Genomic DNA, 26,190 nt, shown 5'->3' with positions numbered 1-26,190 from the left:
GACCTGCGGACACCCTCACGCTACGGAGGCCGGAACCCGCCTTCCGGCGGCAAGAGCGGCAGGTTGTGGGCGGTTGGCACCCCGGAACACACGAAAGCGCCCGGCTCCACCGAGATGGCAGGACCGGGCACTCTCTCCACAGGCAGGACGGCGGCGCGCCCCCGAACGGGCGCGGGGAACTGCGCGACCAGCCACAACGGACCCGCGGAAGACCGGCGGCCCGTCGCGCCTTTCCCCTCGGCTCCCTCAGCTACGCACCCCCCGCAGCTGCTCGCCCAGCACCTTGCCGATCTCCCGCAGCGGCTCGGCTCCGGTCAGCTCCCAGTGTTCGCAGTCGATGTCGTACTCCTCGACCTGGCCGAGAACGTACGGCGCCCAGGACTCGGCGCCGGTGGCCGCGGCCGGCGTGCGGCGGGCGTTGAAGAACACCGCGCCACCGCCGAACCGCCGCTCGGGTACGTACCGGTACCGCATGTGCAGATGCGCGGCCGTGGCCTCGACGACCGCGGCGGCCTGGACCGGGTCCAGGGCGCCCAGGATCGGGTCCGCACGCCGCAGCACGCCGGCGAGTTCCACCGGGTCGGGCGCCGAGTCGGCGCACCGGACGTCGAGTTCGGCGCCACGGGTGCCGAGGAACGCGGTGAGGACCTCGCGGCCGTCGACGGCCGGGGCGGTGAAGCCGTCGGGCAGCGGATAGGCGTCCAGGAGTCCGAGCAGGGCGACTTCCTCGCCGAGCGCCTCCAGACGGGCCGCGATCGCGTGTGCCACGAGTCCGCCGAAGGACCAGCCGAGCAGGTGGTACGGCCCGTGCGGCTGGACGGAGCGGATCTCGGCGACGTACGTGTCGGCCATCTCCGCCATGCTGCCGGGCCGGAGCGCCGGGTCGGTCAGCTCCCGGGCCTGCAACCCGATCAGCGGCCGGTCGCCGAGGTACTTGAGCAGTCCGGCATAGCACCAGCTCATGCCGGAGACCGGGTGGACACAGAACAGCGGCGGCACCTCCGAACCCGAGGACGCCCGGATCGGCAGCAGCGTCTCCAGCGGGTCCCCGCCCGCGTTCTCGGCGATGTGTTCGGCGAGCAGGGCGGGCGTCGGGTGCTGGAACAGGTCCCGGATGGTGACCGGGGTGTCCCAGACCGCCCGGATCCGGCCGATCAGCCGGGTGGCGAGCAGGGAGTGCCCGCCGAGGTGGAAGAAGTGGTCGTCGATGGTGACGGAGGGGATGCCGAGCACGGCCGTGTACAGGCCGCACAGGATCTCCTCGGCGGGGGTGCGCGGCGCACGCCCGCCGCTGGCCTCGGTCCGCGGCGGCTCGGGCAGGGCACGCCGGTCCAGCTTGCCGTTCACGGTGAGCGGCAGGGCGTCGAGGGCGACGAGGGCGGCGGGCACCATGTACTCGGGCAGGGCGCCGGCCGCGTGCCGGCGCAGCTCGGCCGGATCCACCGGGTTCGACCGCGCGTCGGCGGCCACCACATACGCCACCAGCCGCTTGTCGCCCGGCCGGTCCTCCCGGATCAGCACCGCGGCCTGGGCGACCGACGGGTGCCGCAGCAGCGCCGATTCGATCTCGCCGGGCTCGATGCGGAACCCGCGCAGCTTGATCTGCTGGTCGGCCCGCCCCAGGTACTCCAGCGCGCCGTCCCGGCTCCAGCGGGCCAGGTCCCCGGTGCGGTACATCCGCGAGCCGGGCACCCCGTGCGGGTCGGCCACGAACCGCTCGGCGCTCAGGCCCGGCTGGCCGATGTAGCCGTGGGCCAGGCCGTGCCCCGCGACGTACAGCTCCCCGGGCACACCCGGGGGCAGCAGCCGCAGGTTCTCGTCGAGGACGTAGGCGTGCTTGCCGGTGACGGGCCGGCCGATGGGGATGGCGGGCGCGGGCGCGGTGATGGCGTGGGCGGTGGTGAAGCCCATGCTCTCCGCCGGGCCGTAGCCGTTGATCAGGTGCAGATGGGGGTGGTCGGCCAGGGCCTTGGCGGTGTGCGCCGGGGAGGCCGCCTCGCCGGCCGTCATCGCCTCCCGTACCTGGGAGAAGACGGCCGGGTGCTCGTCGAGCATGTGGTTGAACAGGCTCGCCGACATCTGCAGCGTGGTGACGTGGTGCTGCTCCACCAGCTCCGCGATCCGGTGCGGGTCGGTGTGCTGACCGGGTTGCAGCACGCACACTCCGCCGTGCAGCAGAGGCCCGAACACCTCCAGCGCGAACGCGTCCCACGACACCGGGGAACTCTGCAGATAGGTCTGCTCGGGACCGAAGTTGAGGTAGTCCGGCCCGATGAAGGTGGCCGCCAGCGCCCGGTGCGAGGCCGCGACTCCCTTCGGCACCCCGGTCGAACCCGAGGTGAACATGACGCACGCGGTGGCCTCGGGGTGCCCGCCGGTCTCCACGGCCGTGCCTGGCAGGGCGCTGATCGCGGGCGCGTCCACGGTCAGATCGATCAGCGGCGCCTCGGTGGGCAGCGCGACCAGGTGGCTCTGGCTGACCAGGGCGGACGGCCGTGTCTGGGCCAGCACGGTGGTGAGCCGCTCGGCCGGGAACTGCGGGTCCAGCACGGTGTAGCCGGCGCCGGCCTTCAGCACCGCGAGGATCGCGGCGATCAGGTGCGGGGAGCGTTCCAGGTGCAGGGCGACCAGGCTGCCCGGGACGACTCCGCGCGCGCTGAGGTGCCGGGCCAGCCGGTTGGACCACACGTCCAGTTCGGCGTACGTCAGCCGCTGCTCCTCGTACACCAGGGCGAGGGAGTCCGGGGTGCGGGCCGCCTGCCCGGTGAACAGCCCGTCGAGCCCGAGGGCCGGGGCCTGGGTGGGCGCACCGCTCCACTCCAGCACCCGCGCACGCTCGCCCTCGGACAGCAGCCCCAGCGCGCTCACCGGTAGCTCGGGGGAGGCGACGGCGGCTTCCAGCAGTCGTACGAGACGCTCGGCGGTCGCCTCGATGGTGCGGGCGTCGTACAGGTCGGTGGCGTACTCGACGGTGATGTCCAGGCCGCCCGGCTCGCCCGCCGCGTCCCGGCGCTCGGCGAACGCGAAGGTCAGGTCGAACTTCGCGACCGAGGCCGACGGGAACAGGAACTCACCTTCCAGGTCGCCGAGCCGGGGTGCGCCGGTGCCGGAGTCGCCGACGGTGAGCATGACCTGGAAGAGGGAGTGCCGGGCCGTGGTGCGCTCGGGGTTGAGGGCCTCGACGAGCCGGTCGAAGGGCAGGTCCTGGTGGGCCCAGGCGGCCAGGTCGGTCTCCCGGACCCGGGTCAGCAGCTCACGGAAGCTCGGGTCGCCGCTCAGGTCGGTGCGCAGGACGAGGGTGTTGACGAAGAAGCCGACGAGGTCGTCGAGCTTCTGGTCACCGCGGCCGGCGACGGGGGAGCCGAGCGGGATGTCCTGGCCCGCGCCGGACCGGGAGAGCAGGGTCGACACGGCGGCCTGGGCGACCATGAACAGGGTCGCTCCGGTGTCCTGGGCCAGGGTGGTGAGCGCCCGGTGGAGCCGGGCGTCGCCGTGGACGGTGTGCGTGGTCCCCCGGTTGGAGGGCGTCGCCGGGCGGCCCCGGTCGGTCGGGAGTGTGGCCTCCTCCGGAAGGGCGGCCAGCGCCTTCTTCCAGTGGTCGAGCTGACGCTCCTCGTCCTCGTCGATGAGCTGCTGCTGCCACAGCGCGTAGTCGGCGTACTGGACCGGCAGCGGCTCCCACTCCGGTGCCCGCCCCTGGGTGCGGGCGGCGTAGGCGGCGGCCAGGTCACGGAAGAGGGGGCCGTTGGACCAGCCGTCGGAGGCGATGTGGTGGATCACCAGCGACAGCACGTGCGCCTGTTCGCCGAGCTCGAACAGGCGGACGGTGAAGGGGAGGTCACCGGACAGGTCGAAGGTGTGCGAAGCCTCGGCGTGGAGCAGTCCGGCCAGGTCCCGCTCGGTGGCGGCGGTGAGCGGCAGTTCCACCGGGCCGCACGGCAGGACGCGCTGGTACGGGCTGTTGTCGTGGACCGGGTAGACGGTCCGCAGGCTCTCGTGCCGTGCCACCAGGTCGGTGAGTGCCCGGCGCAGGGCCTGCCGGTCCAGCTCGCCGGTCAGCCGCAGGGCCATCGGGATGTTGTACGTCGCCGAGGGTCCCTCCATCTGGTCAAGGAACCACAGCCGTTGCTGGGCGGAGGACAGCGGCACCCGCTCGGGGCGCTCCTGCGGGGCGAGGGCCGGCCGCCGCGGGCCACCGCTCGCCGCGGTCAGCCGCTCGGCGAGCAGGGCGACCGTCGGGTACTGGAACAGGTCCCGGATGGTGATCTCGGCGTTCCACACGGCACGGATGCGGCTGATGAGCCGGGTGGCGAGCAGGGAGTGGCCGCCCCGGCGGAAGAAGTGGTCGTCGATGGTGGCCGACGGCAGCCCGAGCACGGCCGCGAACAGCCCGCACAGCACCTCCTCGGCCAGGGTGCGGGGGCCCCGTCCCGCGCCGTCCGTGCTCTGCTTGGGCGCGGGCAGCGCTCGCCGGTCGACCTTGCCGTTGGTGGTCAGCGGCAGCGCGTCGAGGACCACGAACGCCGACGGAACCATGTATTCGGGCAGGACGGCGGAGATCTCCCGCTGCACCTCCTCCTTGTCCAGCGGCACGTCCTGCGCGGCGACCAGGTAGGCGACGAGCCGCTTGTCGCCGGGCCGGTCCTCGCGGACGATCACCGTGGCCTGTGCGACACCGGCGTGCGCGGTCAGCGCGTTCTCGATCTCGCCCGGTTCGATGCGGAAGCCACGGAGCTTGACCTGCTGGTCGGCCCGCCCGAGGTACTCCAGGGAGCCCTCGTGGTTCCAGCGGACCAGGTCGCCGGTGCGGTACATCCGCTCGCCGGAGGGGCCGTAGGGGTCTGCGACGAAACGTTCCGCTGTCAGTCCGGGGCGGTGCAGATACCCCTGCGCGAGCCCCGCGCCCGCGATGTACAGCTCACCCGGGGTGCCGGGCGGCACCAGCCGCAGCGCGGAGTCCAGGACGTACAGCCGGTGGTTGTCGAGTGCCTCGCCGATCGGGACGGTGCCCGGGTAGTCGAAGGGGCGACGGATCCGGTGGGTGGCCGCGAAGGTGGTGGTCTCGGTCGGGCCGTAGCCGTTGACGACGGTCGTCTCCGGGCAGTGCTCGTGGATACGGCGTACGGCCTCGGGCGGTACGACGTCGCCGCCCGCCCACACCTCGCGGACCCCGGCGAAGGCGTCGGGCGCCTCCTCCGCCATGACCCGGAACAGTCCCGCGGTCAGCCACATGCTCGTGATGCCGTGGGTGTCGATCAGCCGCCGGTACCCCGCCGGGTCGAGGTGGCCGGGCGGGGCGACGACGAGGGTGCCGCCGTTGAGCCACGGCACCCAGATCTCGTACGTCGACGCGTCGAACGCGGCCGGCGAGTGGAACAGCACCCGGCGGTGGTCGCCGCCCCGGTACCTGGTCTGGGCGGCCAGGTCGGCGACGTTGCGGTGGGTGACGGCGACGCCCTTCGGGATGCCGGTCGAGCCCGAGGTGAACATGGCGTACACCGGCTCGTCGGGGTGCGCGGCGGCCACCGGCGCGGTGGCGGGCAGGCCCTCCGGGACCGAGGTGCCGTCCAGGACGACGACCCGGGCCGAGGTGGCGGCGGCCACCGGGTGGTCGGCCAGCGCCTCGTCGGTGAGCAGCACCGGGGCGGCGGTGTCGGCGAGGATCCTTATCAGACGGGTGTCCGGGTCCGTGGTGTTCAGCGGTGCGTAGACCGCGCCCGCCTTCACCACCGCCAGCAGCGCCGTGAGCAGGCCGGCCGAGCGTTCCATCAGGACGGCGACCACGTCACCGCGCCGGATACCCAGGCCGGCCAGGTGGTGGGCGAGCCGGTTGGTGAGTTCATCCAGCTCGCAGTAGCTGAAGTCCTGGTACTCGTCGACCATCGCCACCGCGTCCGGGGTGCGGGCGGCCTGCGCGGAGAACAGCTCGGCCAGGCTCGCGTCCACAGCTCCGGTGGCCGGCCCCGCCCACTCCTCCAGGAGCTGCCGGCGCTCGTGCTCGCCGAGCAGGTCCAGGACGGACAGCGGGGTGTCCGGCGAGGTCAGCACCGACTCCAGCAGCCGCCGCAGCCGGGCCATGAGGGCGTCGATCGTGCGGGCCTCGTACAGGTCGGTGGCGTACTCGATGGTGATGTCCAGACCATGGGGGCGCCCGTCCCGGGTGCGGTGCTCGGCGAACCCGAAGGTCAGGTCGAACTTGGCGATCTGCAGCTCGTTGTACTCGGTCCGGGCGTCCAGACCGGGGAAGCCGACCGTGTCCGAACCGGCCTCGCCGAGGGTGAGCATCACCTGGAACAGGGGGTGCCGGGACGCGGACCGCTCCGGGTTGAGCACCTCCACCAGCCGGTCGAAGGGCAGGTCCTGGTGGTTCCACGCGGCCAGGTCGGTCTTGCGCACCCGGTCGAGCAGCTCGCGGAAGCTGGGGTCGCCGGCCAGGTCGGTGCGCAGCACGAGGGTGTTGACGAAGAAGCCGACCAGACCGTCCAGCGCCTCGTCGATCCGCCCGGAGACCGGCGAGCCGAGCGGGATGTCGTGCCCGGCCCCGGAGCGGGACAGCACGGTCGCCACCGCCGCCTGCACCGCCATGAACAGCGTGGCCCCCGACTCCCGCGCCAGATGGGTGAGTCCGGCGTGCAGGTCGGCCGGCAGGTGGTCGGTGCACAGACCACCGCGGTAGGAGGCGGCGGCCGGACGCGGCCGGTCGGCGGGGAGCGTGGCCTCCTCGGGCAACCCGGCCAACGCGTCGTGCCAGAAAGCCAGTTGCCTGCAACCCACGCTCTCCGGGTCGTCGGCCTCGCCGAGCAGCTCCTGCTGCCACAGCGTGTAGTCGGCGTACTGCACCGGCAGCGGCTCCCAGCCGGGCGCCAGCTGCTGGGCGCGCGCCCCGTAGGCGGCGGCCAGGTCGGCGAGCAGCGGGGCGGTCGAACCGCCGTCGCTGACGATGTGGTGCATCACCACCAGCAGCACGTGCTCCCGCTCGCCGAGCGTGATCAGTCGCGCCCGTATCGGCAGGTCCACCGCGAGGTGGAAGACCTGTGCGGACTCCTCGGTGAGGACGGCCGCCAGCGTCTCGCCGGTCGCCGGCACCACCGGCAGCTCGAACTCCACCTCCTCCTCGGCGAGGATGTGCTGGTACGGCGTCCCGTTGTGGTCCGGGAAGAGCGTCCGCAGGCTCTCGTGCCGGCCGATCACATCGGTGATCGCCGACTTCAGTGCCCCCCGGTCCAGTGCACCGGTCAGCCGGACGGCCAGCGGGATGTTGTAGGTCGTCGAGGGGCCCTCCATCTGCGCGATGAACCACAGACGTTGCTGGGCGAAGGACAAGGGGATCACTTGGTCGCTCCCATCCGGCGCATCGGCCGCAGTTTGGGCCTTGCGGCCTCGGCGCCGTCGAGCTTCTCGACGAGCGTTGCCACGATCGGGTTTTCGAAGAGGGTCGCCAGGGAGACCTCGACCCCCAGCACGGTGCGGATCCGGCCCACGAGGCGGGTGGCGAGCAGGGAGTGTCCGCCGAGGTGGAAGAAGTGGTCGTCGACGGTGACGGAGGGCAGGCCGAGGACCTCGGCGAAGAGCCCGCACAGCACCTCTTCCTTGGGCGTGCGGGGCGCGCGCCCGGTCGCGGCGTCCTCGGTGACCGCCGGCGCGGGCAGGGCCTTGCGGTCCACCTTGCCGTTGCCGGTCAGCGGGATCGCGTCCAGCAGGATCAGCGCCGACGGCACCATGTACTCCGGCAGCAGCCCCGCCGTCCGCCGCTTCACGTCCTCGACGTCGACTCCCGAGCCGTCCTGTGCCGTGAGGTAGGCGACGAGGCGCTTGTCGCCGGGCCGGTCCTCGCGGACGGTGACGACGGCCTGGCCGACGGCCTCGTGCGCGGCCAGCACGCTCTCGATCTCGCCGATCTCGATCCGGAAGCCGCGCAGTTTGATCTGCTGGTCGGCGCGGCCGAGGTACTCCAGGGACCCCTGCTTGTTCCAGCGGACCAGGTCACCCGTGCGGTACATCCGGCCGCCCGCCGGACCGTAGGGGTCGGCGACGAAGCGGTCGGCGGTGAGCGAGGGGCGGTCCAGGTAGCCCTGGGCGAGTCCGGCGCCCGCGATGTACAGCTCTCCGGGGGTGCCGGGGGCGACCAGCCGCAGCGCCGGGTCCAGGACGTAGAGGCGGTGGTTGTCGAGCGCCTCGCCGATCGGGACCGGACCGACGCCCGGGAAGGGGCGCCCGACGTGGTGGGTGGCCGCGAAGGTGGTCGTCTCCGTCGGTCCGTACCCGTTGACGACGGTCGTCTCCGGGCAGTGCTCGTGGACCCGCCGTACGGCCTCGGGAGGTACGACGTCTCCGCCGGCCCAGACCTCCCGTACCCCGGCGAAGGTCTCGGGGGCTTCCTCGGCGATGAGCCGGAAGAGACCCGCCGTGAGCCAGAGGGCGGTGACGCCGTGCCGGGTGATGAGCCGCTGGTAGGCGGCGGTGTCGAGGTGTCCGGCGGGGGCGACGACCAGGGTGCCGCCGGTCAGCCAGGGCACCCACATCTCGTACGTGGACGCGTCGAAGGCCATCGGCGAGTGGAACAGGACGCGGTCGTGGTTGCCGTTCGCGTACATCCGCTGGCGCGCGAGGTCGGCGACGTTCCGGTGCGTGACCGCGACGCCTTTCGGCACACCGGTCGAGCCGGACGTGAACATCGCGTACACCGGCTGGTCCGGGTGGACCCGCACCCCGGGATCCCCCTGCGCCTCGCAGGTCGCCCCGCTCGGGATCACCTTGGCGCGCTCGGGCAGCCGTACCGCCCCCGGATCACGGTCCGTGACGAAGAAGTCGACGTCGGACTGCTCGACGATGAGCTGGACGCGCTCCACGGGGTAGCGGGTGTCGAGCGGCACGTACACCGCGCCGGCCTTGACGACCGCGAGGGTGCCGACGACCGCGTGCACCGACCGCTCCTGGAAGAGCGCGACCCGGCTGCCGGCCACCACCCCTTCCGCGATCAGCCGGTGGGCCGTGCTGTTGGCCAGGTCGTCGAGTTCCTTGTAGGTCAGCTCCTGGTCGCCGTGTACGACGGCCACGGCGTCCGGGGTGCGGGCGGCCTGCGCGGCGAACAGCTCCCCGAGCCCGGCGTCGGTGCCTTCGGTGACGGCGCCCGCCCACCGCTCCAGCAGCAGCCCGCGTTCGTCGCCGGACAGCAACTCCAGCTCCCCGACCGGCAGATCGGGCGTCTCGGCCGCCGCCTCCAGCAGTCGTACGAGCCGTGCGGCGGCCGCCTCGATCGTGCTCGCGTCGTACAGGTCGGTGGCGTACTCCACGGTGATGTCCAGCCCGCCCGGTGCCCCGTCCGCTCCCCGGTGCTCCGCGAAGCCGAAGGTGAGGTCGAACTTGGCGATCTCCACCTTGGAGAACTCGTACGCCGTGTCCAGACCCGGGAGTTCGGGCGCTTCGGCGCTGGTGTCGCCGAGCGTGAGCATGACCTGGAAGAGGGGATGCCGGGCCGGGGTGCGCTCCGGGTTGAGGATCTCGACCAGCCGGTCGAAGGGCAGGTCCTGGTGGTTCCAGGCGGCCAGGTCGGTCTCCCGGACGCGGTGCAGCAGCTCCCGGAAACTCGGGTCGCCGGTCAGGTCGGTGCGCAGGACGAGGGTGTTGACGAAGAAGCCGACGAGATCGTCGAGCTGTTGGTCGGTGCGGCCGGCGACCGGGGAGCCGAGCGGGATGTCGTACCCGGCCCCGGACCGCGCCAACAGGGCGGACACGGCGGCCTGGGCCACCATGAACAGAGTCGTCCCGGTGTCCTGGGCCAGCGCGGTGAGCGCGGTGTGCAGCCCGGCGCTCGCCCGGACCGTGTGGGTGCTGCCCCGGTTGGAGGCGGTCGCCGGGCGCGGGCGGTCGGCCGGCAGGGTGGCCTCCTCCGGCAGGTCGCTCAACGCCTGCCGCCAGAAGTCCAGTTGGCGTTCCTCGTCGTCCGCCATGAGCTGCTGCTGCCAGAGCGCGTAGTCGGCGTACTGGACGGGCAGCGGCTCCCAGCCGGGTGCCTGGCCCTCGGTACGGGCCGCGTAGGCGGCGGACAGGTCGCGGAAGAGGGGCGCGTTGGACCAGCCGTCGGAGGCGATGTGGTGGATGACCAGGAGCAGGACGTGCTCGCGGTCGCCCAGCTGGAAGAGGCCGGCCCGCAGTGGGATCCGGGATGCCAGGTCGAAGGCGGTGGCGGAGAGTTCGGCCAGCCGGGCGGCGAGCGTGTCCGGGGCGACCGGGAGGACCGGCAGCTCCACCGGCTCCGGCGCGCGCACCGACTGGTAGACCTTGCCGTCGTGGACCGGGAAGACCGTGCGCAGGCTCTCGTGGCGGGTGACGAGGTCGGTGAGGGCCTGCCGCAGGGCCTCGACGTCCACGGAACCGGTGAGCCGCAACGCCATCGGGATGTTGTACGTCGCCGACGGTCCCTCCATCTGGTCGAGGAACCACAGCCGCTGCTGCGCGGAGGACAGCGGGACGCGCTCGGGGCGCTCCTGCGCACGGGCCAGCGCGACCCGGGGAAGCTCCCCGCTGCTTTCGGCGATGCGCTCGGTGACCCGCTCGGACAGTGCGACCACGGTCGGGTACCGGAACAGGTCCTTGACGCCGAGCTGCACGCCGAATGCCTGGCGGATCCGGCTGATCAGGCGGGTGGCGAGCAGGGAGTGGCCGCCCCGGTGGAAGAAGTGGTCGTCGATGGTGGCCGACGGGAGTCCGAGGACCGCCGCGAACAGGCCGCACAGGACCTCTTCCTGCGGGCTGCGCGGGGCGCGTCCCACGACGTCGTGGATGACCTGCGGGGCGGGCAGCGCACGCCGGTCGATCTTGCCGTTGGCGGTGAGCGGAATCGCGTCGAGGAGGACGAAGGCCGACGGGACCATGTACTCGGGCAGTGCCGAAGTGGTGTGCCGGCGCAGGTCACCCAGGTCCACACCGCCCCCGGCGCTCACCAGGTACGCGACGAGCCGCTTGTCCCCGGGCCGGTCCTCGCGGACGATCACCGTGGCCTGCGCGACGCAGGGGTGCGCGGTCAGCGCGGTTTCGATCTCGCCGAGTTCGATGCGGAAGCCGCGCAGCTTGACCTGCTGGTCGGCCCGGCCGAGGTACTCCAGCGAGCCCTCGTGGTTCCACCGCACCAGGTCGCCGGTGCGGTACATCCGGGAGCCCGGCCCGCCGTACGGGTCGGCGACGAACCGCTCGGCGGTGAGCGCCGGGCGGCCCACATAGCCGCGCGCCAGACCCGCCCCGGCGATGTACAGCTCGCCGGGCGCACCGGCCGGAACGAGCCGGAGCGCGGGGTCGAGGACGTAGAGGCGGTGGTTGTCGAGGGCCTCGCCGATCGGGATGGTGCCGGGGTGGCCGTAGGGGCGGCGGACGCGGTGGGTGGCGGCGAAGGTGGTGGTCTCGGTCGGGCCGTAGCCGTTGACGACGGTCGTGTCCGGGCAGTGCTCCTGGATCCGCCGCACCGCCTCCGGCGGGACGACGTCGCCGCCCGCCCACACCTCCCGGACCCCGGCGAAGGCCGCCGGCACCTCCTCGGCCATCACCCGGAACAGGCCCGCCGTCAGCCACAGACTCGTGATCGAGTACGTGGCGAGCAACTCGCCCAGCGTGCCGGTCTCCAGGTGGCCCCGGGGTGCCACGACGACCGTGCCGCCGGTCAGCCAGGGCACCCAGATCTCATAGGTGGAGGCGTCGAAGGTGTGCGGGGAGTGGAAGAGGACGCGGCTGTGGTCGCCGCCCGCGTACATCCGCTGGCGGGCCAGGTCGGCCACGTTCCGGTGGGTGACGGCGACACCCTTCGGGACGCCGGTCGAGCCCGAGGTGAACATGACGTACAGCCACTGGTCGGGGTGGGTGACGGCGGTGGACCTCGTCGCGGGCCGGCCGTCGAGCTCCTTGCGGTCGACGACGAGACCCCGCGCCTGCGCCGTGGTGACCAGCGGGTGGTCGGCCAGCGCCCGGTCGGTGATCAGGACCGGCGCGTCCAGCTCACCGAGGATCTGGGCGTGGCGGGTGTCCGGGTCGGCCGGGTTGAGGGGCGCGTAGGCGCCGCCCGCCTTCACGACCGCGAGCAGGGCGACCAGGAGGTCGGCCGAGCGCTCCATCATCAGGGCGACGACGGACTCGGGGCCGACGCCGAGACCGCCCAGCCGCTGCGCGAACCGTTCGGCCTCGGCGTCGAGTTCGGCGTAGGTGAGGGAGCGCTCCTCGGACGCCACGGCCACCGCGTCCGGCGTACGGGCCGCCTGCGCGGCGAACAGCTCCGCGAGGCCCGCCTCCGGGAGGCAGCCGTCGGTGACCGGCCCCGCGCCCAGCTCCAGCAGCCGCTCGCGCTCCTGCGGACCGGTGAACTCCAGCTGGCCGACCGGCAGTTCGGGATCGGCGACGACCGCCTCCAGCAGCCGTACCAAGCGATCCGCGAACCCTTCGACGGTCCGGGCGTCGTACAGATCCGTCGCGTACTCGATGGCCAGGTCGAGGCCGTCGGGACGGCCGTCGGCCGTGCGGTGCTCGTGGAAGGAGAAGGTCAGGTCGAACTTGGCGATCTCCAGCGGGGTGAACCCCGACTCGGTGTGCACGCCCGGGAGTTCCAGGACCGGCTTGGCCGCGTCCTGGAGGGTGAGGGCCACCTGGAAGAGCGGGTGGCGGGCGGTGCTGCGCTCCGGGTTGAGGATCTCGACGAGCCGGTCGAACGGCAGGTCCTGGTGGGCCCAGGCGGCCAGGTCGGTCTCCCGGACCCGGTCGAGCAGCTCGCGGAAGGAGGGGTCCCCGCCGACATCGGTGCGCAGCACCAGGCTGTTGACGAAGAAGCCCACCAGGTCGTCGAGGCGCTGGTCGGTGCGGCCCGCGATCGGCGCCCCCAGGGGGATGTCCGTACCGGCACCGGAGCGGGCCAGTGCGGCCGCCACCGCGGCCTGCGCCACCATGAACAGGGTCGTCCCGGTCTCCCGGGCCAGCCGGGTCAGCGCCTCGTGCAGCGCGGGCGGGCACTGCACACCGTGCGTACGGCCCCGGAAGCTCGCGGTCGCCGGACGCGGCCGGTCGGCCGGGAGGGTGGCCTCCTCGGGCAGCTCGCCCAGCGTGTGCCGCCAGAACTCGGCCTGCCGCTCCCCGTCCGCCGCGAGCAGCTCCTCCTGCCAGAGGGTGTAGTCGGCGTACTGGACCGGGAGCCGCTCCCACCCGGGCGCCCGGCCCTCGACGCGGGCGGTGTAAGCGGTCGCCACATCGCGCAGGAAGGGGGCGGTGGACCAGCCGTCGGAGACGATGTGGTGCATGACGACGAGGAGGACGTGGTCCTGCGCGCCGGTGCTGAACAGGGCTGCTCGCAGCGGGAGTTCGCAGGCCAGGTCGAAGGTGCGGGCCGCTTCCGCGCCGAGCAGCGCGTCCAGGGTGTGCTCCTCGGCCGGGGTGACCGGCAGGTCCAGGCGGATCTCCCCGGCCGGCAGCACCACCTGCCCGGCCTCCCCGTCCGCCGCCGAGAACAGCGTCCGCAGACTCTCGTGGCGTACGACGGTGTCGGTCAGCGCGAGCCGCAGCGCCTCGATGTCCACGCAACCGGTGAGGCGCAGCGCGAGCGGGATGTTGTACGTCGCCGACGGCCCCTCCAGCTGGTCCAAGAACCACAGCCTGCGCTGCCCGAACGACAGCGGCACCCGGTCCGGCCGCACCACCTCCCGCAGCACCGGTCGCCGTACGTCCTCCCCGCCCCGCAGCTCCACCAGCTTCGCCAGCGCAGCCGGGGTCGGCCCCTGGAACAGGTCCTTGAGGGTGATGCCCACACCGAACGCCTGCCGGATCCGGCTGATGAGCCGGGTGGCGAGCAGGGAGTGGCCGCCCCGGTGGAAGAAGTGGTCGTCGATGGTGACGTCCGGCAGTCCGAGGATCTCCGCGAACAGCCCGCACAGCACCTCCTCGGCGGGGGTGCGCGGCGCCCGCCCGACGGCCGTGTCCTGGCTCACGGAAGGCGCGGGCAGGGCCTTGCGGTCCACCTTGCCGTTGCCGGTCAGCGGGATCACGTCCATGGGCACGAAGACCGACGGGACCATGTACTCGGGCAGCGCCGAACCGGCGTGCCGCCGCAGGTCGTCGAGGTCGAGGCCGGACTCGGCGGCCACGAGATGGGCGACCAGCCGCTTGTCCCCGGGCCGGTCCTCCCGCACGGTGACGACCGCCTGGCCGACACCGTCGTGGTCCGCCAGCACCGCCTCGATCTCCTCGAGTTCGATGCGGAAGCCGCGCAGCTTGACCTGCTGGTCGGCCCGGCCCAGGTATTCGAGGGAGCCCTGGGCGTTCCAGCGGACCAGGTCTCCCGAGCGGTACATCCGGGAGCCCGCCGGACCGTAGGGGTCCGCCACGAAGCGGTCGGCGGTCAGGGACGGGCGGTCGAGATAGCCCAGGGCCAGGCCCGCGCCGGCGATGTACAGCTCGCCGGGGGTGCCCGGCGGGACCAGCCGCAGCGCGGAGTCGAGGACGTAGAGGCGGTGGTTGTCGAGGGCCTCGCCGATCGGCACCGGGCCGGTGGCGGTGAACGGCCGCTTGACGTGGTGGGTGGCGGCGAAGGTGGTGGTCTCGGTGGGGCCGTAGCCGTTGACGACGGTGATCCGCGGGTTGTGGTCCATCACCCGGCGGACCGCCTCCGGGGGTACGACGTCGCCGCCCGCCCAGACCTCGCGGACCCCGGAGAGGGCCTCGGGGGCCTCCTCGGCGACGAGCCGGAACAGTCCGGCGGTGAGCCACAGGCTGGTGATCGCGTGGTCGGCGATGAGCCGCTGGTAGGCGGCGGTGTCGAGGTGTCCGGCGGGGGCGACGACGAGGGTGCCGCCGGTGAGCCAGGGGACCCACATCTCGTACGTGGACGCGTCGAAGGCCATGGGGGAGTGGAACAGGACGCGGTCGTGGTTGCCGTTCGCGTACATCCGCTGGTGGGCGAGGTCGGCGACGTTGCGGTGGGTGACGGCCACGCCCTTGGGTACGCCGGTGGAGCCGGAGGTGAACATCGCGTACACCGGCTGGTCCGGGTGGACCCGCACCCCGGGATCGCTCCCGTCCGCGCCCGCGCCGGCCAGGCCGGCGAGGTGGAGCAGGCGGGCGTCGGCCGGGAGCTGGAGGCCGGCCACGGTCGTGTCCGTGAGGAAGTAGCCGATGCTCGACTGTGCGACGATCAGCTGGATGCGCTCCACGGGGTAGCGGGTGTCGAGCGGGACGTACACCGCGCCGGCCTTGACGACCGCGAGGGTGCTGACGACCGCGTGCACCGACCGCTCCTGGAAGAGCGCGACCCGGCTGCCGACGCCGACCCCCTCGGCGATCAGCCGGTGAGCGAGCCGGTTCGCCTGCTCGTCCAGTTCCTTGTAGGTCAGCTCCTGGTCGCCGTGTACGACGGCCACGGCGTCCGGGGTGCGGGCGGCCTGCGCGGCGAACAGCTCCCCGAGCCCGGCGTCGGCTCCTTCGGTGACCGGTCCCGCCCACCGCTCCAGCAGCAGCCCGCGTTCACCGGCGGACAGCAGCTCCAACTCCCTGACGGGAAGATCGGGCGTCTCGGCCGCCGCCTCCAGCAGTCGTACGAGCCGTGCGGCGGCCGCCTCGATCGTGCTCGCGTCGTACAGGTCGGTGGCGTACTCCACGGTGATGTCCAGCCCGCCCGGTGCCCCGTCCGCTCCCCGGTGCTCCGCGAAGGAGAAGGTCAGGTCGAACTTGGCGGCCCGCAGCCAGGTGAACTCGGCACGCGTGTCCAGGCCGTCGGCGACCAGGGTGGGCGTGGCCGCGTCGGTCAGGGTCAGCATGACCTGGAACAGGGGGTGCCGGGACGCCGACCGCTCCGGGTTGAGCACCTCCACCAGCCGGTCGAAGGGCAGGTCCTGGTGGGCCCAGGCGGCCAGGTCGGTCTCCCGGACGCGTCCCAGCAGCTCCCGGAAGCTCGGGTCACCGCTCAGGTCGGTGCGCAGCACCAGCGTGTTGACGAAGAACCCGACCAGGTCGTCGAGCTTCTCGTCCGTGCGGCCCGCGATCGGCGAGCCGAGCGGGATGTCGTGCCCGCCGCCGGAACGGGACAGCAGGGTCGACACCGCGGCCTGCGCCACCATGAACACCGAGGCCCCGGACTCGCGGGCCAACGCCGCGAGCGTCGCGTGCACCTCGGGCGGGCAGTGCACCGTGTGCGTGGCACCTCGGTAGGAGGCGACGGCGGGCCGCGGCCGGACCGCCGGCAGGGTGACCTCCTCCGGAAGCTCGGCCAGGGCCGTGCGCCAGAAGTCCAGCTGCCCCTCCTCGCAGCCCTCCAGCAGCTTCTCCTGCCACAGCGTGTAGTCGGCGTACTGGGCCGGCAGCGGCTCCCAGGCGGGACGCTCCCCGCGCGAACGGGTCGTGTAGGCGGTGCTCAGGTCCCGCATCAGCGGCTGGTAGGACCAGCCGTCCGACACGATGTGGTGCATCACCACGAGCAGCACGTGTTCCCGCTCGGCGATGCTGAAAAGCCGAGCGCGCAGGGGGAGTTCACCGGCCAGGTCGAAGGTCCGTGCCGCCTCGGCCGCCAGCAGGCCCGGCACCGTCGCCTCGCTCGCCGCCGTGACCGGCAGCTGCACGCGCACCGTGTCCGCGGGCAGCACCCGCTGGTGGGTCCGGCCCCCCTCCGTGCCGAAGACCGTGCGCAGGCTCTCGTGCCGGCCCACCACGTCGGTGAACGCCGACTCCAGCGCCCGTACGTCGAGTGCGCCCCGGATCCGCACGGTCAGCGGAATGTTGTACGTCGCCGAGGGGCCCTCCAGCTGGTCCAGGAACCACAGCCGTTGCTGGGCCGCCGACAGCGGAAGCAGCCGGGGCCGCTCCTCGCCGGCCGTCAGCTCGGGGCGCCCGGACTCGCCGCCGCCGGTGGTGACGTACTCGGCGAGCAGGGCCACCGTCGGGTGCTGGAAGAACTCCCGCAGCGTCAGCCGGACATCGAAAGTGGTGCGGACGCGGCTGACCAGACGGGTGGCGAGCAGCGAGTGGCCTCCCACGGCGAAGAAATCGTCGTCGATGCCGATCGAGGGCAGTCCCAGCGCGTGCGCGAACAGGCCGCTCAGCACCTCCTCGACGCCGTTGCGCGCCGTCCGGCCGTTCGCCGTCGTCCCGGCGCCGGGCGCGGGCAGCGCACGCCGGTCCAGCTTGCCGTTGGCGGTCAGGGGCAGCGCGCCGAGCGGGACGATCGCCGACGGGACCATGTATTCGACCAGCTCCCGGCCGGCGTACCGCAGCAGCCCGGCGGGGTCGACGACACCCTCGACGGCCGGGACGACGTAGGCCACCAGGCGCTTGTCGCCGGGGCGGTCCTCGCGGACGATCACCGCGGCCTGGTTCACGGACGGGTGGCCGGTCAGCACCGTCTCGATCTCGCCCGGCTCGATGCGGTTGCCGCGCAGCTTGATCTGCTGGTCGGCGCGGCCCTGGAAGACGATCTCGCCGTGTTCGTTCCAGGCGGCGAGGTCACCGGTGCGGTACATGCGGCTGCCGGCCGGACCGTAGGGGTCGGCGGTGAAGCGCTCGGCGGTGATGTCCGGGCGGCGGCTGTAGCCCTGCGCAAGGTGCGGTCCGGCGACGTAGAGTTCCCCGGTCTCGCCGGGGGCCGTGTGGCGCAGGTCTGCGTCCAGGACGTACATCGCGGTGTTGGCCATCGGGACGCCCAGGTGCAGGCGGTCCAGGGTGCGCACCTCGCGGGTGAACGCCTGGTAGCTGCAGAAGACGGTGGCCTCGGTCGGGCCGTAGACGTGCACGACCGTGGTGTCCGGGCAGTGCTGGAGGACCTTGCGCAGGGCGGTCGCCGACAGGACGTCACCGCCGGTCCAGATCTCCCGCAGCCGGGCCAGGCCCGTGACGGCCTCGCCGGCCATCGCGTCGAAGAGGGCGGTCGTGAAGTAGGCGGCGGTCACGTCGTGCCGGGCGATGGCCTCGTCCAGCTCACCGATGTCGATCTTCGGTGAGGCCAGGACGACGGCCAGCCCGCCGCGCAGCAGCGGCACCCACAGCTCGTACGTCGAGGAGTCGAAGGCCAGCGGCGAGTAGGCGAGGACCCGCTCGTGCGCCGCGGTGCCGAAGCCCGGGTCCAGGGCCAGCTCCACCACGTTGCGGTGGGTGTTGACGACCCCCTTGGGGGTGCCGGTGGAGCCGGAGGTGAACATCACGTACAGCGCCTGGTCCGGGTGGACCTCGATCCGGGGCGCGGGCACCGGGCCGTGCGAGAGCAGGCTCGCGTCGCTCACCCGCAGTGCGGGAAGCCGCCCCGCGAAGGCGGTCTCCTCCTCGGCCTGCCGGTCCGTCACCAGCAGTACGGCGGAGGTGTTGTCGAGGATCCAGCTCTGCCGCTCGGCGCGCTGGCGCGGGTCCAGCGGAACGTACACGCCACCGGCCTTCAGGACGGCCAGCACGGTGACCACGTAGGCGAGGGACCGGTCGAAGAGCAGGCCGACCGCGTCCGAGGGGCCCACGCCCGCGTCGATCAGCCGGTGCGCCAGGGCGTCGGAGGCCCCGTCCAGCTCCCGGTAGGTGAGCTCGCGCTCCGCGCTCACCAGGGCGACCGCGTCCGGGGTGCGGGCGGCCTGCGCGGCGAACAGCTCGTGCAGGGCACCGACGGGGAGGTCCACCGCCGTGTCGTTGTACGCGGTGATGTGCGCGGGCACGCCGTCGGCGCCCGTGGAGAGAGCCGGTTCGGCTTGCTGCTGGGACATCTCGACACCTTTTCGGGAAGCTCGGTTGGCTGGTCTCGCGGCGGGCCGGAGACCGACGGGAGCCACGACGTGTTCGAAACAGGGCGGTGCTGGTGGAATCGGGTGTGCCTCGGGGAGGTCAGCCGGGCGGCAGCAGGACGTCCTTCGCGTCCAGCGCGTCCACCCGGTACTTGCCGACCGCGCTGATCAGCAGCCGCAGCTCCAGCGCGATGCTCTCCACGAGCCGGACGAGACCGTCCTCGGCGTCCTCGTCGACCGCCAGCAGGGCGGCGCGGCCGAGCCCGACGGCGTGGGCGCCGAGCGCCAGGGCCTTGACGGCCCGGGTGCCCTCCCACATCCGGCCGCTGGCCAGCAGGCAGTTGCCGGTGCGTCCGATCCGGGTCAGGCACTCGCCGAGCGGCAGTCCGACCTGGCCGAGGAACCCGCTGGGGGCCCAGGCCGTGCCGCCCTCGGCGCCGTCGACCGTGACGGAGTCGGCGCCGGCCGCCCACGCGGTGGCCGCCGCGAGCGCGACATCGCGGCCGGGGTGGAGCTTCACCCACACCTTCACCCGCGGGAAGTTGTTGCGCATCAGCCGGATCTGCTGGCGCAGGATCTCCTCGGTGAAGGTGCCGGGGCTGCTGATCCGCAGCACGCGGTCGCCCAGGGCCCCGAACACCTCGTCGGTGGCGTACTGCTCGGCGACCCGCCCGGCGGCCTCGCGGCCCAGGACGGTCAGCCCGCCCAGCCCCGGCTTGGCACCCTGGCCGACCTTCAGCTCGAAGGCCAGCCGGCCGGAGGCCAGCAGGGGTTCGCAGACGGGGTCGCTGTAGACGAGGTTCCACACCTCGGCGTCCGCGTCCTCGGTGGACTGCTGGACGACGACACCGCCGAACCCCTCGTTGCCGCTTGCCGCGGCGGCCTCGGTGTACGCGGCGATGCGGCCCAGCAGCGGCGAGACCTCGGTCTCGGCCGCGGCACGGTAGCCGTTGACCGGGACGACGTTCTCGCCGATGACCATCGGGATGCCCAGCCGCCCCGCCTGCCGGCCCGCCGCCTCGCCGAGATCGCGGCTGGCGACCTGGGTGGAGCCGAACGCCGACACGTACAGCGGCAGCCGGGAGGCGAACCCGCCGACCACCGCGTCCAGCTCGACATCCGTGTACAGCGGCTCGCGGGCCAGCTCGATCAGCTTCTTCAGCCGCTCCGGCATGAACACCGGGGGCACGATCCGGGCCCGCTCCAGCAGGTCGCAGGGATCCTGCCCGGCCGGGTCGGCGCCGAGCAGGCCGCTGCCATAACCCTCCAGGGCGGGGAAGGCGGCGGCGGCACCGTGCCGGGCCCGGTGCCGGACCTGTTCCTCGGGGAAGCCGGTGGCGCTCAGTACGGTGCTCATGCCGACACCACTCCCGGGACCTTCGGGTAGGCGCTGGCCTCCCACGCCGCGGTGCGGCCGGCGACGTAGCGGGTGAAGCGCTCCAGGCCGATGCCGAAGCCGGAGCTACCGGGGATGCCGCGCCGGGCCAGGTCCAGGTACCAGCCGTACTTGGCCGGGTTCTCGCCCGTCTCCCGCATCCGGGTCACCAGGGCCGCGTAGTCGTGCTCGCGCTCACTGCCGCTGGCCAGCTCGCCGTACCCCTCGGGCGCGATCAGGTCGAAGTTGCGCAGGACGCCCGGCCGCTGCGGGTCCTCGCGGTCGTAGAAGCCGCGCGAGCCCTTCGGGTAGTCGACCACGAAGAACGGCCGGCTGCTCTTCGCGGAGATGATCTCCTCGCCCTGCCAGTCGATCTCGGCGCCCGCGTCCTGCGGGTGGCCCAGCGCCAGCAGGTCGGCGGTCGCCTCCTGGTGGGTCGTACGGCCGAAGACGCCCTGGACCACCTCGCGGAACGCGTCCGTGTCCCGGCCCAGCAGCTCCAGGTCGTCCGGCAGCGCACGGACCACCTCGTCGACGACGTAGGCCACCAGCTGTTCGGCGACCTCCATCGCGTCCTCGCGGCGGGCGTCGCGTATCTCCACGTCGATCTGGTGGAACTCGGCGAGATGGCGGTGCGTCACCGCCGTCTCCAAAGGCTCCAGACGGACGTTCGGCGCGATGTAGAAGATCTTGTCGAAGGCGAGCAGGGACGCCTGCTTGTACAGGATCGCGCTGGTCATCAGCTTGTACTTGTGGCCGTAGAAGTCGACGTCGACCTGCTTGGAACCACGGATGCCCGGGTCGGTGACCGGGCCGATCACCGGCGGCAGCAGCTCCTGGAAGCCGCGCCCGGTCAGGAAGGCGCGGGTCGCGGCCAGCATGCGGGACTGGACCCGCAGGGTGGCGCGGGTGCTCTCCCGCATCAGGTGCTGGTCGGGCGAGGACGGGAACGCGGGCGTGCTGGTCATGCTGCTACCTCCTGGGTCTGAGGGGTGTCATGGCGGCGCTGCACGAACGACAGCGCGTCGTACAGGCCCGCCGCCGTCAGCCGGCGGCCGCGCCGCGAGACGTGGCCGAGGGGCATCGCCCCGATCTCCGACCACACGAGCCGGCCGTCGCGGTCGATGGCGCTCCTGGTGCGGCCCGCGTTGTCGGGGTGCAGGCAGTAGGGGACGTCGAGCAGACCGCGGGCGAACGCCTTCAGCAGCGCCCGGCCGAGATCCGCGTCCTGTTCGAGCACGGCGTCCACGAGGGCGCGGGCCTCCGCGTAGACGGGGTTGTCGGCGACGTCGGCGACGTCGGCGAGCGGTGCGGGCGCCGCGACGTGCCGGGCCGCCGCCCGGGACGCCACGCGCAGCGCCTCGACGTTCTCCGCCACCGTCGGGATCCGGTTCGACTCGGCCGTCGTCTTCACGATCAACCGGGCCGCGCCCGTCTCCACGGCCAGCTCGGCGGAGCGCTCGAGGAGGTCCAGGGCGCCCCGCCGGGTGCTCGGATACAGGCCCATGTAGGTGTAGAGGACGATGTGCCAGTCGGTGTCGGGCAGCAGTTCGCCGGCCAGCCGGCGCATCGCGTGCACCGCCTCACGGTCCTGGGCGGGGCTGGTCTGCTGGGCGTAGCTGAGCGAGATGCTGCGCAGCCCCGCCCGGTGGAAGAACAGCGCCTCCAGCGCGCTGATCGCCACCAGCAGCCCCGGCGGGCACAGCTGGCCGAGCATGCATCCGCCGAACGTCTCCAGGTGCGGCTCCGCGCCGGTGGCCCGCAGCGCCGCCAGCGCCTCACAGCTCTCCTGCCAGTTGCGCACCGAGTCCAGCAGCGGGGTGCGCCCGTACGGCAGGCAGTAGGACACCGGCCCGCCCTCGGTGGCGTCCAGGCCGAGCCGGGCCAGCGCGGCGACGATGCCCTGGGGGCGTGCCGAACCGTGCCGGACCTGCACCGGGAAGGTGGCGTCGCGTACGCCGTCCAGCACCCAGGCCGCGGTGTGCGGGCTGTAGGAGGTGATCGGGAAGCCGTTGAGCGGGACCCGGTCGTGCAGCGCCCGCACCGCCGAGGGCTCGTCGCCCACCCGTGTGTAGCTGTCGATGGTGACGGTGCCGACGACCGCGTCCGCCGCCCCCTTGGTGGCCAGCAGACCGGCCCGCATCAGCGCCGGGTCCGAGAACCCCATCCGCGGCTGCACCACGAGCGCTCCGCGGGCCTGCGCCGCGGCGACGAAACGGCCGAAGGACGGCGGGCGCCGGTGCAGGGCGTTCACCGTGTCACCGCCAGGGAACCGACGAAGGACGTGAAGGCGGCGATGCCGGTCCCGTCCTGGAACACGGCGTCGAAGCCGGCCCGCATCAGCTCGGTGGCCTGCTCCTGGTCACCGCCGCCGACGCCGAGCTTGCCGCCGATGACGGACGGCAGGGCCGCCAGCTCCCAGCGGGAGCGGACCGCCTCGATGAGCGGCCGGGCGTCGTTGAAGCCGTGGCCGTTGACGCTGCTGACGACCAGCAGGTCCGGCTCGAATGTGCAGCAGGATTCCACGATTTCGTCCTGGGGAACGCATGGACCCAGGTTGACGACCTTGTGCCCGAGGTCTTCGAGCAACAGCTGGATGAATACCAGATTCCAGGTGTGCGCATCGGACGGCAGTCCGGTAACGACGACGTCCAGCGGCCCGGATCGAGGGCGATCCGCCCGTTCCACAGGCTTCATTGTTCGCTTCGTCCACATCATGGGGTGACAGGGGAGAAAGAGGCTCCGGCGGTACCGGAGCTTCCTTTCGGACAACACCGTAGATTCGCGCCGCCACCGTTTCCGGCGTCCCCGGCGGCAACCGACAGGCAGCCGGGCAGCAGTTGGCGGCCGGCTGCCGCCGCCGGTCCCCTCGGAGCCCGACACTGGGGTGCACGACACCCGAGTGAGGAGTGAGGACATGACGGACACGCTGGAGGACGTACTGGACCGGGCGCGCACGGGCATCGACCGCAGCCAGGCGCTGGGTGAGGCTCAAGTAGCCGTGCTGGAAGCGGCATTGAGCCTGGTGCGGGCGGGCCGGCCGCGTCTCGCGGAGGCCCCCTCGGAGCGCGCGGAACTGCTGCGCGAGGCGCTCGCCTCGGTGCGCGCGGCCACTGTCGCCACCGGGATCGCGGTCACCCGCGCGCACCGGACCCCGGTTGCCGCACAACTGCCCGGCCTGCTGCCTGGCAAGGCGGCCGCGCGGATCTAGCGTCTTCTCCACAACCCGATTTCGCAGAGGTGGACACCATGGCAACGAATCCGTTCGAGGACTCCGAAGGCCGTTACGTCGTGCTGGTCAACGACGAGGGGCAGCACTCCCTGTGGCCCGCCCGTATCGAGCAGCCGGCCGGCTGGGAACTCGTGAAGGAAGAGAGCGGAAAGCAGGAATGCATGGAATTCATCGAGGCCAACTGGACGGATATGCGACCGCGTTCGGTCATCGCGGCGCTGGCGGGCTGACACCGCGAAAGGGCCGGGCGGGCTGGAAATTCCAGCCCGCCCGGCCCTTTTCCGGTCCGTTCAGCTCCCGGAGGAGACCACGCACCACTCCAGCACCGCCATCGCGGCCGTCATCTTGTGGTACGCCTGCCGCCAGGCGACACTGCGCGGCCCGTCCAGCACCTCGTCCGTGACCTCCTGACCGCGCACGGCGGGCAGGTCGTGCAGGAACACGGCGTCCGGGCCGCCGAACCGGTCGAGGAAGGCGTCGTCGATCCGGAAGCCCGCGAAGTCCTTCAGCCAGTCGGGGTCGGCCTTGGGCACGCCCATCGTCTGCCAGCGGCTGGTGTACACGGCGTCGACCGGTCCCCCGACCTCGTCCGGGCTGGTGATCTGGGTGACCGCGGCCTTGCCGCCGGCCAGCTCGTCGGCGAGATCCAGCTTGTCCTTCGGTACCTCGTAGCCACTCGGGCACAGCAGGGTCAGCCGCAGCCCCGGGGTGAGCGCCGTGGCCAGCGCGAGGGCGGCGCCGGAGCTGTTGCCCTCGCCGACGGCGAGGAGGTGCAGCCCGTCCAGTGAGCCGAACCGCTCGGTGAGGGTGGCCAGGTCCGCGATCGCCTGGGTGGGATGCTCGTCCAGGCTCAGCGCGTTGACGACGGCCAGATCCGGGCTGCTGCCGAGCCGCCGTATCTCCTCCACGTCGCCGTTGGTGCGCACCACCAGCGCGTCCAGGTACTGCCCGAGCACACGCGAGGTGTCCTCGACGGTCTCGCCGGTGGACAGCTGCAACTCGTTCGGTCCGTATGTGATGACGTCGGCGCCCAGCCGGGTCGCCGCGCTCCAGAACGAGGTGCGGGTACGGGTCGAGGACTTGCGGAAGTAGACGCCGACCTGCTTGCCGTCGAGCGACCTGCGGTCGACACCCTCGCGGCCGAAGAACACGGCCCGCCGCACGATCCGGTCCAGCTCGGCGGGCGTCAGGTCGGCGAGGGAGATGAGGTTGCGCATGGGTGGGGTGCCTTTCGTGGAGAGGGGGTCGTCGCGGATGCGGGTGGGAGGGGACTTCAGGAGGGCTTCGGCGGGTCGGGGTGTGACACCGCGGGGGCCGGTGTCTTCAGTCGGCGGCGCCGACCAGGTCCGCCGTCGGTCGCCGCGCGGTCATCAGCTCGCGGACCAGGTTCAGCACCGTGAACCCCACGGGCCCGCCGGGCTCCGTCGCGTGCTGGCGGACAAGGCCCCGCAGCAGCAGGCCGTGCACGTCCCGGGCGGTCTCGGTCAGCGGCCTGCCGTCCGCGCGGGCCGCGGCGTCCACCGTCCACGGCTCGGGAAGGGCCGCCAGGGTGGTGAGCAGGTCGGCGGTGCGGTCGTCCAGTTCGCTCAGGGTGGCGCCCAGTTGCTCGCTGAGTGTGGTGCCCGGCTCCGAGGTCGCCGGCGTGACACCGTCGACGAGGAGCAGCGGGGTCGCGCGGGCGATGTCGAGAAGCTGGTCCGGCGAGTACAGCAGCAGCCAGGAGGCGGCGGCCTCCAGAGCCTGCGGGATGCCGTCCACGCGGTGGCAGATGTGGGCGACGGCGGTCGTGACCGCGTCGGTGGGCAGCAGGTCGGGACGCATGTGGCTGACGTACGACAGCATCAGCTCGACGGCGGGCCGGCCCGCGACCACTGAGTCGCCCGGCAGCGCGCACTCGGCGGCGCCCGGAGCCGGTGCCGGCAGCGGGGCCAGCGGCAGCAGGCGTCCGGCCGGGGGCTGGGTCACCCGCCGTGAGGTGACGATGGTCTTCAGCCGCTCGCAGGCACGCAGCAGGTTCAGCAGGGCGGGAACCGCGGGCGCCGAGTCGTCGAGGCCGTCCAGCACGATCAGGGTCGGCTTGTCCCCGATGACCGAGGTCAGCTCCTCGAAGCGGTCGCCGTCGCGGATCAGCGAGCGGACCCACCCGGCCAGCGGCGCCTGCGGGCCCTGCTCCGGGCCGGCGTCCGGGGCGCGGTCCATGGGGACCCACAGCACCGGCATCCGGTCCCGGGCGTGCAGCACCAGCGCGGCCTCCTGGGCCAGCCGGGACTTGCCCACCCCGGGCAGTCCCACCAGGGTCAGCAGCCGGTCGTGCCGGTTGTCCAACCGGTCGATCAGCGCCTCCAGTTCGGCGCGCCGGCCGACGAGCGGGCGCAACGGGGTGGGCGGGGCGGCCAGTTCGGCGCTGTAGAGGGACTGCAGGACCCGGCCCGCCGCGTGGGCGTCGGCGGCCAATTCGAGCTCGACCCGCCGGGCATCGCTCATACGCATGGCATTTGCCAGCAATTTGAGTGTTTCTTTGCGAGGGTTTCGTACGCGGCCCTGCTCCAGGTCCCGGATGGCGCGTACGCTCACCGTGGCAAGCCCGGCGAGCTGTGCCTGGGTGAGCCCCGCCCGCCGCCGTGCATTCTGCAGCAGCACATCGAGACCGGGTGTGGACTCGGAATTCATAGGTCTCCCCCTTATCCTCAGATTCTTGGCCAAATGCCAGGTTGGCGACCCGAGTCGACGAGCTGCCTGCCAACGAGGAAGAGACTGGATGAACTGCTTCCCGAACGATTCCCGTCGCAGTACCGCAGCGTTCCGCATGCCGTTACGATCTCCCAGCGCGAAGCGGACTGCTTAAGGGGAGCGGCGACTCAGGGGGGAGG

Annotated in this window: 10 protein-coding genes; 2 read left to right on the top strand and 8 right to left on the bottom strand. The window is 72.7% G+C overall.

Going from position 1 to position 26,190, the window contains the following annotated elements; translation table 11 throughout:
• Positions 1-246: 246 nt before the first annotated feature.
• The 6 genes from ACIGYR_RS20720 to ACIGYR_RS20695 all read right to left on the bottom strand — a co-directional run bounded on the left by ACIGYR_RS20720 (position 247) and on the right by ACIGYR_RS20695 (position 22,776).
• Complete coding sequence (locus ACIGYR_RS20720) at positions 247-7,332, bottom strand: amino acid adenylation domain-containing protein (protein WP_399597486.1); 7,086 nt, start codon at positions 7,330-7,332, stop codon at positions 247-249.
• Entirely contained in the window at positions 7,329-18,695 is an 11,367-nt protein-coding gene (locus tag ACIGYR_RS20715) for an amino acid adenylation domain-containing protein (RefSeq protein ID WP_399597489.1), read from the bottom strand. Before ACIGYR_RS20715 ends, ACIGYR_RS20720 begins: the two co-directional genes overlap by 4 nt.
• Positions 18,696-18,813: 118 nt before the next feature.
• Positions 18,814-20,070, bottom strand: coding sequence for a glutamate synthase-related protein (locus ACIGYR_RS20710; protein WP_399597492.1), 1,257 nt, complete (start codon positions 20,068-20,070; stop codon positions 18,814-18,816).
• Positions 20,067-21,056: an asparagine synthetase A gene (locus ACIGYR_RS20705; RefSeq protein WP_399597494.1), complete on the bottom strand. Its 990-nt coding sequence runs from the start codon at positions 21,054-21,056 to the stop codon at positions 20,067-20,069. The genes ACIGYR_RS20710 and ACIGYR_RS20705 overlap by 4 nt, the downstream gene beginning before the upstream one ends.
• A complete protein-coding gene (locus tag ACIGYR_RS20700) occupies positions 21,053-22,342 on the bottom strand; it encodes a methylaspartate mutase (RefSeq protein ID WP_399597496.1) in 1,290 nt (429 codons plus the stop codon). Before ACIGYR_RS20700 ends, ACIGYR_RS20705 begins: the two co-directional genes overlap by 4 nt.
• Positions 22,339-22,776, bottom strand: a complete 438-nt coding sequence (locus tag ACIGYR_RS20695) for a cobalamin B12-binding domain-containing protein (protein ID WP_399597498.1) — start codon at positions 22,774-22,776, stop codon at positions 22,339-22,341. Before ACIGYR_RS20695 ends, ACIGYR_RS20700 begins: the two co-directional genes overlap by 4 nt.
• 229 nt (positions 22,777-23,005) lie before the next feature.
• On the opposite strand from ACIGYR_RS20695, the gene ACIGYR_RS20690 reads away from it, so the two are divergent.
• Entirely contained in the window at positions 23,006-23,299 is a 294-nt protein-coding gene (locus ACIGYR_RS20690; protein ID WP_399597501.1) for a hypothetical protein, read from the top strand.
• 38 nt (positions 23,300-23,337) lie between these two features.
• The gene (locus ACIGYR_RS20685) at positions 23,338-23,550 is read left to right on the top strand and encodes an MbtH family protein (protein WP_399597504.1); all 213 of its coding nucleotides are present in this window, start codon (positions 23,338-23,340) and stop codon (positions 23,548-23,550) included.
• A 60-nt stretch (positions 23,551-23,610) separates the two neighbouring features.
• Here the strand turns inward: ACIGYR_RS20685 and ACIGYR_RS20680 are convergent, their stop codons facing one another.
• Both ACIGYR_RS20680 and ACIGYR_RS20675 read right to left on the bottom strand, forming a co-directional pair.
• A complete protein-coding gene (locus ACIGYR_RS20680; RefSeq protein WP_399597507.1) occupies positions 23,611-24,537 on the bottom strand; it encodes an ornithine carbamoyltransferase in 927 nt (308 codons plus the stop codon).
• Positions 24,538-24,643: 106 nt separating this feature from the next.
• Entirely contained in the window at positions 24,644-25,990 is a 1,347-nt protein-coding gene (locus ACIGYR_RS20675; RefSeq protein WP_400014275.1) for a helix-turn-helix domain-containing protein, read from the bottom strand.
• Positions 25,991-26,190: the final 200 nt, after the last annotated feature.

The organism is Streptomyces sp. NPDC053076 (assembly GCF_044546845.1).
Taxonomy (GTDB): domain Bacteria; phylum Actinomycetota; class Actinomycetes; order Streptomycetales; family Streptomycetaceae; genus Streptomyces.
This window is presented reverse-complemented; position numbering and strand designations above follow the sequence as displayed.

Excerpts from the sequence above, each read along its gene's own strand:
- ACIGYR_RS20715 (WP_399597489.1), bottom strand. The coding sequence starts at position 18,695 with ATGTCCCAGCAGCAAGCCGAACCGGCTCTCTCCACGGGCGCCGACGGC.
- ACIGYR_RS20690 (WP_399597501.1), top strand. The coding sequence starts at position 23,006 with ATGACGGACACGCTGGAGGACGTACTGGACCGGGCGCGCACGGGCATC.
- ACIGYR_RS20675 (WP_400014275.1), bottom strand. The coding sequence starts at position 25,990 with ATGAATTCCGAGTCCACACCCGGTCTCGATGTGCTGCTGCAGAATGCA.
- ACIGYR_RS20705 (WP_399597494.1), bottom strand. The coding sequence starts at position 21,056 with ATGACCAGCACGCCCGCGTTCCCGTCCTCGCCCGACCAGCACCTGATG.
- ACIGYR_RS20680 (WP_399597507.1), bottom strand. The coding sequence starts at position 24,537 with ATGCGCAACCTCATCTCCCTCGCCGACCTGACGCCCGCCGAGCTGGAC.
- ACIGYR_RS20685 (WP_399597504.1), top strand. The coding sequence starts at position 23,338 with ATGGCAACGAATCCGTTCGAGGACTCCGAAGGCCGTTACGTCGTGCTG.
- ACIGYR_RS20710 (WP_399597492.1), bottom strand. The coding sequence starts at position 20,070 with ATGAGCACCGTACTGAGCGCCACCGGCTTCCCCGAGGAACAGGTCCGG.